Origin of the sequence: Xenorhabdus griffiniae, assembly GCF_015163655.1 — a bacterium.
In the GTDB taxonomy this organism is placed as follows: domain Bacteria; phylum Pseudomonadota; class Gammaproteobacteria; order Enterobacterales; family Enterobacteriaceae; genus Xenorhabdus; species Xenorhabdus griffiniae.
In genome coordinates this window covers 1-10434 of record NZ_JADEUF010000128.1, presented here as the reverse complement: position 1 = coordinate 10434, position 10434 = coordinate 1, and the positions used below count along the sequence as shown (strand labels likewise).

9 protein-coding genes are annotated in these 10434 nt (G+C 39.4%); all 9 read left to right on the top strand.

Going from position 1 to position 10434, the window contains the following annotated elements; translation table 11 throughout:
• Positions 1–123: 123 nt before the first annotated feature.
• The 9 genes from IQ211_RS16260 (at position 124) to IQ211_RS16220 (ending at position 10333) form a co-directional block, all read left to right on the top strand.
• Complete coding sequence (locus IQ211_RS16260) at positions 124–1152, top strand: radical SAM protein (protein ID WP_189759257.1); 1029 nt, start codon at positions 124–126, stop codon at positions 1150–1152.
• A 4-nt stretch (positions 1153–1156) separates the two neighbouring features.
• On the top strand, positions 1157–2500 hold the full coding sequence (locus IQ211_RS16255; RefSeq protein ID WP_189759258.1) for an ATP-grasp domain-containing protein: 1344 nt from the start codon (positions 1157–1159) through the stop codon (positions 2498–2500).
• Between the two features lie 4 nt (positions 2501–2504).
• Complete coding sequence (locus IQ211_RS16250; RefSeq protein ID WP_189759259.1) at positions 2505–3716, top strand: MFS transporter; 1212 nt, start codon at positions 2505–2507, stop codon at positions 3714–3716.
• 34 nt (positions 3717–3750) lie between these two features.
• Positions 3751–4899, top strand: coding sequence for a DegT/DnrJ/EryC1/StrS family aminotransferase (locus tag IQ211_RS16245; protein ID WP_189759260.1), 1149 nt, complete (start codon positions 3751–3753; stop codon positions 4897–4899).
• Positions 4896–5747, top strand: coding sequence for a hypothetical protein (locus IQ211_RS16240; protein WP_189759261.1), 852 nt, complete (start codon positions 4896–4898; stop codon positions 5745–5747). The genes IQ211_RS16245 and IQ211_RS16240 overlap by 4 nt, the downstream gene beginning before the upstream one ends.
• A complete protein-coding gene (locus IQ211_RS16235) occupies positions 5737–7116 on the top strand; it encodes a P-loop nucleotide/nucleoside kinase family protein (protein WP_189759262.1) in 1380 nt (459 codons plus the stop codon). Before IQ211_RS16240 ends, IQ211_RS16235 begins: the two co-directional genes overlap by 11 nt.
• Positions 7113–7973, top strand: a complete 861-nt coding sequence (locus IQ211_RS16230; protein WP_189759263.1) for a hypothetical protein — start codon at positions 7113–7115, stop codon at positions 7971–7973. Before IQ211_RS16235 ends, IQ211_RS16230 begins: the two co-directional genes overlap by 4 nt.
• Position 7974: 1 nt before the next feature.
• Complete coding sequence (locus IQ211_RS16225; protein ID WP_189759264.1) at positions 7975–9060, top strand: GNAT family N-acetyltransferase; 1086 nt, start codon at positions 7975–7977, stop codon at positions 9058–9060.
• Positions 9061–9172: 112 nt separating this feature from the next.
• Positions 9173–10333, top strand: a complete 1161-nt coding sequence (locus IQ211_RS16220) for a hypothetical protein (protein ID WP_189759265.1) — start codon at positions 9173–9175, stop codon at positions 10331–10333.
• The last annotated feature ends 101 nt before the right edge of the window (positions 10334–10434 follow it).

The window sequence follows — 10434 nt, the reverse complement described above, 5'->3', positions numbered from 1 at the left end:
GATTATATGTGAAATTTCTGTAGAGTCGCAAATCTATAAAAACAACAATCAATTATATTCATTTTACTTTTTATCAATAGCAATAATTATCACTTTTGAATTTATAAACAAATGGAAAATAATATGGAAGAGACAATTGCCATTGCTAAATACCCTATTGGTCTGGATCCGGAAGGGCTTTTTGCCATGCCTAAACTTAATTATGCATTTATACGCATAAATAATATTTGTAATGCACGTTGCGAATTTTGCGATGTGTGGCAAACCGCTCAGATTGATGCACACAAACAAATAGACATGATTAGACTTTGGCAAGAGTTAGAAGCTCTCTCACCACAAGAGGTGAATATTCATGGAGGAGAAGCTTTTTTATCAAAAGACTTTCTGGCTATTCTGGATTGTAATAAAAACACTCCTATCTCCATTACAACCAATGGAACGGCTTTATCAAAAAAGATCTTCAATCGTGTACAAAACAAGAGTCACCTTGTCAGAAAATTTTATATCTCCATTGATCATGTAGAACCCGAAAAAAATGGCGAATCACGAGGCATTCGTTGGTTAACAAACAATCTTTATGATGCCATGAAATATATTAAGCAGGAAATAGCAGGCTCTGTTATTGTTGTCAATCATGTTGTGACTTCATTAAATTACGACACTATCGATAAGTTCCTGCTTAAAATGACCGAACTAAGCGTTGATGGTGTTAACCTTATCCCTATTAAAGATTATCCTTTGCTATTTTTAAATACGGCTCAAATTAAAGTATTTATGCAGAAAATAAATACCTTACTGGAAAGCAAACAGATTTCACGCCATTTATTTATGGATGCCAATTATGAAATTTTCGGCCGCAATGAAGAGGATTATTGCCGCGCTGAAATGGGGCATTATAACGCTTCCGGCAAAAAAGCATGTGCTATTCCATTGACAACGCTATTCATTGATGCCGTAACAGGAAATGTCTACCCTTGCGATACCACGATGTATCGGCCAAATCCTGAGCAATATATTATGGGGAATGTCTTGGAGAACTCACTACACGATATTTGGCATGGTGATAGATTCTCACTATTTCGTAAAAAAATGTATCCCGTAATCACTTGTAACTGCATTAAAGGCTGTGATCCTGCTAATAGGTTAAGGTAAAACGATGTCTCTAGAAATACACATCAACAATCAGGCTGGTTTTCATCGCGGGAAGCCGACTATCTTCTGTATGCCAGATATCAAAGATAGTGAGCGTTTTGTTCAACTCTGCTATCAATATAATTTAAATCTTATTCTGTTGATCAAGAAAAAATGGCTGGACTCAACGGATTGTTCTTTGGCATTGGCCTATTTAATCGTTGATGAGCCGTTGGCTAACCACGCTTGTGAAAAAATAATAGATGCACTAAAACAGGCCAAAGAGACACTATCAATTACCACTGCTCCAATTCACATCGATTACTTTATCGCTTTTTCCGAGCTTCATGTTGAATTGATGGCTATCATCGCAGCCCATATTAACCAAGATACCCACATCATTAATGTAGCCCGATCATTTAGAGATAAATGGATAATGCGGAAGACTGCCAATGAACGTGGGCTATGTTGTCCCAAATTCACACTGGCTTCAGAAATGTTAACCTCACCTGAACATTTTGAGGTCTTTACTGAGTCCGTTGAAAATTCTGCCAAACACAAAGGCAACCAGGTTGGTTTTATTGTAAAGCCACGCTCATTTTGGGGATCAATGGGAGTGACCGAATATCCAGACCGCACTTCCTTGTTTTATGCCTTACAGCAACTTGATGCACCTGAAGAGTATCTGGTGGAAGAAAAAATCCAGGGTAAGTTACTGCATGTTGATACAGCAGTATTTCAGCATAAGATTATCTATCAAGGCATCGGCGTTTACGCCTGTTCATTACTCGCTTCCGATCACCCCAAACCCAGCCATTTTATGTGGCATACCATGCTGCCAGACTCTCCTGATAGCCACAGGCTGTTTGAATTTAATCGACGGGTATTGCAGGCATTCGATCTCGAATACGGTTTTACTCATACTGAAATTTTCATTGAAGAAAATACCGACAATCTCATACTTTGCGAAACCGCATCACGTCCACCAGGACTCAGATTATTCGACCTTCATGCGCAAGCCTATAGTAAGCATGCCTTTGATGTCTTTATCAATGCATTAATTTCCCCAGCTTCGGGTGGCAAAGAACTTTCTTCCTCCATAGAGAATGCTGATCTCAATTGCATTGGGATGATCATTTTTAATCCGCCGATTGGAGAAGTAAAGTCCATAACGCCGATAAAAGAAATTATAGATGAGCATGTGATTGAATGGCAGCAATATGCCGAAACGGGCAGTTATTTTTCCAATACCCATTACACGGAAAAAATGGGATATATTATTTGCTCTGCCAAAAATGAATATGAATGTTTGAAATATTTAAACAATTACAATAATAAATTCCATTATACAACCATAAAACAAGATTAAGACGATGATAAGATATCTGTTCCTGATTTCTTTATTGATTAATGGTGTTGGCTCAAGTATTCTTGCCGTCGGATATCCCTATATATTATTATCTGAGAACACACCAACGACATACTATTATGCCAATATGGGCGTCATATTTTTATTCACATCCATTGGTGCTTTGTTATGGGGTTATAAAATTGATTATTCAACAGATATTTGGAGATTCCGTATTGTTATATTGTTGATTGAAATCTTTAGCACATTGTCATTATTAATATTATTACTGAGCAAAATCACATTTTCTCCCATTGTATTGCTTTTATTTATTTCATTATTAGAATTTCTTTTTGCCTATGAAATTCCATGGTCACGTGTTGCCTGGCATGAACTTAATGACTGGACAGCGCAACAAGGTGGTAAGACGTTGAATGTCTCTCTCTATATTGTTATTGCTACATCGCTTATTTCGGCCCTTGGCCCTGGATTTGGTGCTTTACTGGGTATTACTCAAGGAATAGATACGATTGTAACTATCAAATTATTCTCTCTGTTGCCTTATTTTTATGTCTGTTATCTTATGATAAAAATGCAGATAAAACGTACAACAGGGCAAAAATCCCAGTTATCCGCTGGATTACGTTCTGTATTTCAACAGCGTTATTATAAGACATTTGCCATTGCTATTGTTTTCGCAATTTTTGCCAATGCGTTTTTGATGGTGGCACTCCCTGTTGTTGTTATGGAAAGTTTGGCGAATGAAAGTTATGGATTGGTCACCCTGTTCTATTTGCTCAGTGCTCTGATACCTGTTTTCTGTACAACATTACTCAGTAAAACCTGCGTTGATAATCGTATCCAACGTTATCCCATTGCAATATTTATTGGCCTGTTTATATTTGGCATTCTGTTCTTTCAACTACAAATTTTTTATGCAAAATCCCTTTTCTATTTGCTCTATAACATCGCAATAATTTATTTCAATGTCTTAATTACCAAGACCATTTATCAAAAGGGATTGGAAATGCAACAAGGCCGTCTGTTTTCTTTATTTCAGATCACAATGAATTTTTCATTCCCAATAGCTGCCATCACCGTATCCATTGCTCCTGGCTCTACACACTCTTTTTTACCAGTGGCCGGTTTCTCCATACTGTTACTGATTGCAATAGCTGTTTATTTAATCATTCAAATGAATAAAATACCTGCTCCGGTTCACCATTGGCACAGGTAATATTAATAAAAATATTGATTATTAGGATTATACTATGTCATATCTTAGACCTTATCTCGGTAATACCAAGATTGCTGATAATATACAATACCGCTTGCAAACCGTTCTTGATAATAAAGCGGTGTTTAGATATGCCACAGAGAGCCAATATTGCCGTCAGGCAGAAAGGCTGTTACAAAATATTTTGCATACCCAATATGCCATCCTACTGACAAATGGCACTGTCGCGCTCAAAGCGGCTTTACTTGGACTTAGGCCCAAAATCGGGCAATGGGTGCTCATTCCTTCCATTTCATTTATCGCTACTGCCAATGCCGCGCTCAGTTGCGGATTAATCCCGGTTCTCGTCGATGTCGATGACAATGGCATGATGTGTCCAGAGGCATTAAACAAGACGTTAAATCAAATGGATACCAAACCTCTGGCAGTCATTGCCGTTCATTTGGAAGGCACTGCTGCTTCAATTGCTGAAATCGCCCAAATTTGCCAACAACATAATGTGTACCTGATTGAAGATTGCGCACAAGCGATGGGAGTCAAATATCAACACCAGCCTGTGGGTACATTTGGCGAATATGGCTGTTTCAGTTTTCAGGCCAACAAATTAATCAGTAGTGGTGAAGGGGGTTTACTGGTTGCCAAAAATAATGCTCTGTTCATCAATGCCTGCATGATGACTGACCACGGTGCTGAACGTACAGCAGAAGGTTATCCAGATTGGAGCAATAGTATTGGTTTTGGTGACAATAATAAATTCAATGAAATACAAGCGGCATTATTGATTAACCAACTGGAAGATATTGAACAGTTTCGTGCCTTATTAACCGAACGTTATCAAGCGATCCTGCAACATTTACCCATAGATTGGATCACCCCACGTCCGGAAGGTACGATCCCCGTTTCTGTCTGGTTAAAACGCAACAAATTACCCAAAGCTCGCTTCAATTCAACGCTGCTATATGATTGGCAAGCCTGGGATCTGGCTAACCATCCGATTATAAAAAATCAGCTTTCTCCCTACTCTGACCATTTCCCTTGGGTTCTACAAGCAAGTCCGCCCCCTGTATCAGCATTAGAGAAACATAAAACAATTGTGAGTGACCGTATTTGCCTGCCTGTGCCTATTGATAATGCAACTTACGAAAATGTTTTACAGTGGGCCAGGGAAGGAAATTTATCATGATATTAGGCAATAACTTTTTTACTCAGCTCAACGAGAATCATCAGCCTGTCCAATATGTGTTAGGAGGTTCTTGTATCTGTTACGCAAAAGGTGTACCAGCCCGACTTTCACTACAAGATTTGATCGATTCTGTGTTGCCAGCAATTATCGCTTCACAGCACAATGCCCCTGTTTATCTCTATTTTCAATCCCACGAAGCAATCATGATGGCCGACTTGTTGCATTTTGATCCTCAACAAGCTAACCACAACACAATGAGGGAATGGTTAGAAGCCGGCATTGTTTATACTTTGGCGCAGCTTAACATTCCTTTACCTCCAATTTATTGGGTAGATACCTCCGAAGATAAGATCCGCCAGCATATTGATCAATGGATTCCCTACATCAAGACGGTGTTGCCAACCTCAATGCTATATGGTCTTTACGCCAAAAAACCGGATGCCACTTATCCACAGGGGACAGATGAAGAACAAATGATGTTGGATGTGTATTACCGCAACATTACTCTTTATACCCCCGAATTTCTCAGCACAGCGCTAGAGATTTCTCCAGAGCAAACGTTGTTTGTGGAAAATACCACGCAACAAAAAGCAATCCAGATTTACTATCATGCCACTGGCCAGAATTGCAATGTATTGCTCTACCCTCCACCACCAAATACGCAAGGAAAGGAAATGTGTTTGGGCAATAGCAATCATAAAATCGAGTTACGCCTCACCGAAAAACAGATTATGCACCGTGCCGCTAAAATTGGTCATGACGAGTATTATCAAACCGTCTTTAATCAACATCCTATTGTAGATATCATGCGAGGCTGGCAATTAAAGGTATTAGGCAATGAAGCATAAAACTGTTGTTGTCATTAGAGGAACACCGGCAAGTGGTAAATCCACAACGTGCAACCGCCTGAAAGATGTCATGCTGGCGCAGGGGTTCACCGTCTCCTATTTACCCTGGGATACTTTTCATCATTTTGTTGAACCAAGAACATGCCTTACGCCAAAAATCATCATGGAAGATACCTTGCGGTTGTTAAAGGTTGCTGATGATTGCCTTGATGCGGGTAGTGATTTGATCATTTTGGATGGCGTATTCATTTATCCTGAAGAAATTGATGCTATTCATTCCCTATTAACGCGAAAAGGTGTTCGGATTCTGCATTATCGGCTCGTTGCGCAGGAACCAACGCTGATTACCCGTAATCAGACGCGAGCGATAGAAGATCGTTTGCCAGCTTCCCGTATCAGAGAAGTCGCCCAAGATAGTTTGTGGGATTACAATGTACCTCATGAAACTTTGCTTGATAGCACGAAATATTCTCCAGACAGTATTGTGGCACTAATAAGCCAGGCAATTATGCAACAATCTGCACCAATAGCCCTTTTTAATAATCCAACCACTTCTCATTTATGGCGTTTAGGTACAGCATTGCGTTATCCTGAATTCAGGCGTTTTGAGCATGTTGATCTGGTTTGGCAAGAAAGCCAGCAACAGTGGCAAAGCAATACTTTCTTCGATTTCACTTTTACGGCCCAAGAAGAAAAAGAATTACTCTCTTTTTTAAAGCGGCAACCGGTCTTATTTAAGTATCTGAACGCACAATCCCGCGCCTATTTCTGCCTGCATGAGTTAGCGCAACAGCAGGGTTTGCAATGTCATGAAGAGAGCAAATGGTCAGCCCCGATTGTCAACATACCGCCTAAAACAATAGTCGCTGACTTTTTGAGCCAGCACTCAACACGATTAAAACGCAGTCTTAAGAAAGCTCGCAGCCACCATACCGTCACACGTTACAGTGCTTCGAGTCAAATTGAGCAATTATGGCAAGATGCGTTATATGTGGATGCAAGAGGCTGGAAACCCCTTCAACAGAGTGATATGCGCAGCCTGAATCGTGAAGATCTCCAATATCTCCCTGGCCTGTTAGCCAAAAGTAACCAATATCATCTGGCCGTCACCTATGACGATAATGGTACTCCTGGTGCCTGGTCACTGATGATAAATAACGGTGCAGGTCAATGGTATGCCGCTAAATGGGGTTGTAGCTATCAGGGTAGAGAAAAATTGATGGGAATCAATTGCCTGATGAGTCACCTGGAAACGATCTATTGCCCCTATGCTGGCCTTCAACTTGATTTATGGGGCAGAGAAAATGAATTCTATAACCAGTTAGCCAATGCATACATTGAGCGTCTTCATCTCAGGATCACACCATGATATCTCATCGCAATCTGCTTTCTTTGCAAGGGAGCACTTCCTTGGACACTATAGTGAACTATGGCTGTTCAGTACGAGGCTTTTTTCGCGAAGATCTACAAGCCGTGGCGAATCAGGGCTATTGCCTGATGCCAGAGTGGATATGTCAAAGCATGGTTGACTCTGTTTACGCTGCCAATTGGCAGCCACTCTTCTACCCTGTTTTACCACCAGAGCAAGCCAGCATGATTTTGCAAGCAGATATCCAGGCTATGATGGCAATGTTAAGCTCTCTGCCACAACCCTGTGCCATACTTCTTGCCCATCCTTTGGGATATATCGATCCAGGATGTATGGAATTTTTGCGAGAAATTCAAAGCAACCCCAATATTCATGTATTTCTGGATCTTTCTCAGGGTTATGGAAGGAAAGATTGTTTACAGGAACTCCTGCATGTTCATGCCGCTTATTATTCTTTCAACGGCAATAAACTTATCCATACCGGTGGAGCATTACGCCTTCGCTTAACAAACAGAAAGTACATATCCTCTTCTGTCAGAGATATTTTTACTACTTTTTATATCACTGCCGAAAAAAAATTCGCGGCATTGAGAGAATATCTGCAATCTCACTTTATTGAAGATGACATTCACAATGTCTCACTGTATGCGTCTTACCAATCAAGTCCCTATCGTACTGCATTAAATTGGGAGAAGTGTTCTCCCTCCCTGCAAACATTACTTAAACATCAGGGACTGATTCAGCCGTTACTTGCCAAACCTCGACAAGAAAAAGCGCATTCCAGCTTAAATTATCATCAATGGTGTGAGAAAGTTATGTTGATGTTTAATTCACCAAGAGTTGAATGGAGTCAGTAAAATGTTAGAACTCAAACAAGTTACCCCTCGATCTCCCTTGTGGAACTCATTTCTTCATCTTTATGGAGAATATTTTCAACGTCATTGGCCAGAAGTCTTTGGCGATCAGTCAGAAGAGGCTATTGCACGGGAAAATCATACTATCCTTGAACAACGCATCCTGCAAGGTGACAGGGGACTGTTTTTGTTGCTAACTGCCGGACAATTAGCGGGATTAGCGAATGTGTATCTTGCACGGGAAGAAAAAGTAACCCTGAATATTGCTGAATTTTATATCAGGGATGAATACCAGCGTCAGAAGCTGGGTTATGGATTATGGCATGCTATGTTGCAATGGGGACGTCGCCACGGTGCCACATATGTTCATTTGGAGACAGATGTGGGAAAAAATGCCAACTTCTTTTGGCAATCTCATGGGCTTTCAAGCCACCAAGTAGATGGACGCATACACTACAATGGCCCCATCCCCCCCTTAAAGATACTATGGATCAGACATGGGAAAATTATCCCGCTTGACCATTTAGATTACTGCCCTGAAGATGATGTGATTGCCCTTGATGCCCCTTCAATCAAACAAGCTGGAGAAATTGGTAGACGAATATTAGGGAAACTTCCGGGGCAAAATATTTATACCTCATCTCAACGCCGGGCACTTGAAACCGCCAAAGCACTCAGCTCGGCATATCAGTCTTGTTCAATACAAGAAACTGATGCACTTTGTGAATTCTTTCCAGAAGAGCTTATTGGCATGAAACTGGCAGATATTCCGCATCGCTATGGTGAAGATTTTGCTTATCGGTTACTGCATACTCCCCTTGATTCCCCTTTCAAAGATTCAGAACAGGTAACGGAGGCGGCTGATAGGATCCATCGTTTTATGATGCAAATTGGCGATGAGCTTTCAATGTCTTCTATGCGGATTATTATTTCCCATCAAAATTTGCACAATATTTTCTTAGCTCATTTAATGACAGACGATCTCAATCTTTCTGGACGATTGCATCTTAATAACCTCCATGGCAGCACGTTTTTATATTGTCCTTATACTAAACAATTTGATATAGAAAATGTAAATATACCAATCTAACTTCAAGATGCGTGTGATTTCTTCCCGCTTCGCGGGAAGAAATCAGGTTTCATATCGTGTTGTAAATTACGACTTGAAGTTTAATGCATATATTCCTTTATGAGAGAGCAATATGTTAAAAAATATTCCATATATTATTTTTGACGCAGAGCCATTCTGTTTTGGCCCAATATCCACCACGTTAAATGTGGTGGAGAAATTAAAGCGCCGAAATAAATTAACACCGGATACTAAATTTATTTTATTAGGTACACTGACTTCTTCTCAATTAGGTCAAAAATCCGGCTTATTTGATGAAATTTATGAATGTGATACCACTTCGGCGACAGAACTTTCACGCTATTCTGAGCTTATTTCTGGTGCCAGTTTGTATATCATTAATACTAACATTAACTCGATTGATTTCGTTTCAACGTTTAATACACCAATTATCTATATCGATACGCTATTTTGGATGTGGAATAATCTTCATGTTGATCTGCACAAAACTGAAAAAACATTTATTCAAGACTTTCATGGAATAGAACGCAATATTGAAAGATTCCATGATAAGCTTGGTAATTATCAAGTTATCCCCCCCATTCTTCACAATTCTCTGCAACGATGCATGATGGATGACCATCCTCCAGAAGGTATATTAATTACTCTTGGTGGCATTGATACAGTCTACGCCGATACAACCGATTTTTATTATCATTTCCTCAACGAGTTGTTGTCTATTCCCCAACTGCAAAATGAAAACAACATTACTATTGCAGGTGGAGGCAAAACTATCGTAAATCTGGCAGAAATATTTTCCAAAACACATCCTCATATTCATATTGGCTGTTTTTCAAGGCATGATTTTCTGCAAAAATTACACCGTGCCCGTAAGGTATTAGCCAATCCGGGCCTGACAACATTTTATGAATGTGTCACTCTTCATAAAGATGTTTTTTTCTTACCACCGCAAAACTATAGTCAACAATTACAATTAGATGTATATCTCCAAAATTATTATAGTCATGAATACGGTTTCTTATGGCAACCGGAATATGGTTATCCTGATATACCTCCATATCTGCCAGAGAAAGAGGGGTTAGCATTAATTAAAAAATGCAATGACTTATTTATTAATAACCCTATAGAAAGAAAACGCGCCATCAATAAGATAAGTCAATTTCTTGCAAAAGAAGAAAACAACACTATTTCTTGTCATACTATTTCTCCAAACAATTCAGATGATATCATCGCTGATTATATTGAAAATAGAATGTCTAATCAAAAATTGTAATAGATAACCATGCCTTAGGTATAACACAATAATGAAAACATCATTTATCCCAATAATAATTTTTATGTTTGCATAAAGAAATAAATTATTATCATTTATTC

What these genes read in the sequence shown, in the direction of transcription:
- IQ211_RS16245 (WP_189759260.1), top strand. Translation starts at nt 3,751, where the DNA reads ATGTCATATCTTAGACCTTATCTCGGTAATACCAAGATTGCTGATAAT.
- IQ211_RS16240 (WP_189759261.1), top strand. Translation starts at nt 4,896, where the DNA reads ATGATATTAGGCAATAACTTTTTTACTCAGCTCAACGAGAATCATCAG.
- IQ211_RS16225 (WP_189759264.1), top strand. Translation starts at nt 7,975, where the DNA reads ATGTTAGAACTCAAACAAGTTACCCCTCGATCTCCCTTGTGGAACTCA.
- IQ211_RS16220 (WP_189759265.1), top strand. Translation starts at nt 9,173, where the DNA reads ATGTTAAAAAATATTCCATATATTATTTTTGACGCAGAGCCATTCTGT.
- IQ211_RS16250 (WP_189759259.1), top strand. Translation starts at nt 2,505, where the DNA reads ATGATAAGATATCTGTTCCTGATTTCTTTATTGATTAATGGTGTTGGC.
- IQ211_RS16260 (WP_189759257.1), top strand. Translation starts at nt 124, where the DNA reads ATGGAAGAGACAATTGCCATTGCTAAATACCCTATTGGTCTGGATCCG.
- IQ211_RS16230 (WP_189759263.1), top strand. Translation starts at nt 7,113, where the DNA reads ATGATATCTCATCGCAATCTGCTTTCTTTGCAAGGGAGCACTTCCTTG.
- IQ211_RS16255 (WP_189759258.1), top strand. Translation starts at nt 1,157, where the DNA reads ATGTCTCTAGAAATACACATCAACAATCAGGCTGGTTTTCATCGCGGG.
- IQ211_RS16235 (WP_189759262.1), top strand. Translation starts at nt 5,737, where the DNA reads ATGAAGCATAAAACTGTTGTTGTCATTAGAGGAACACCGGCAAGTGGT.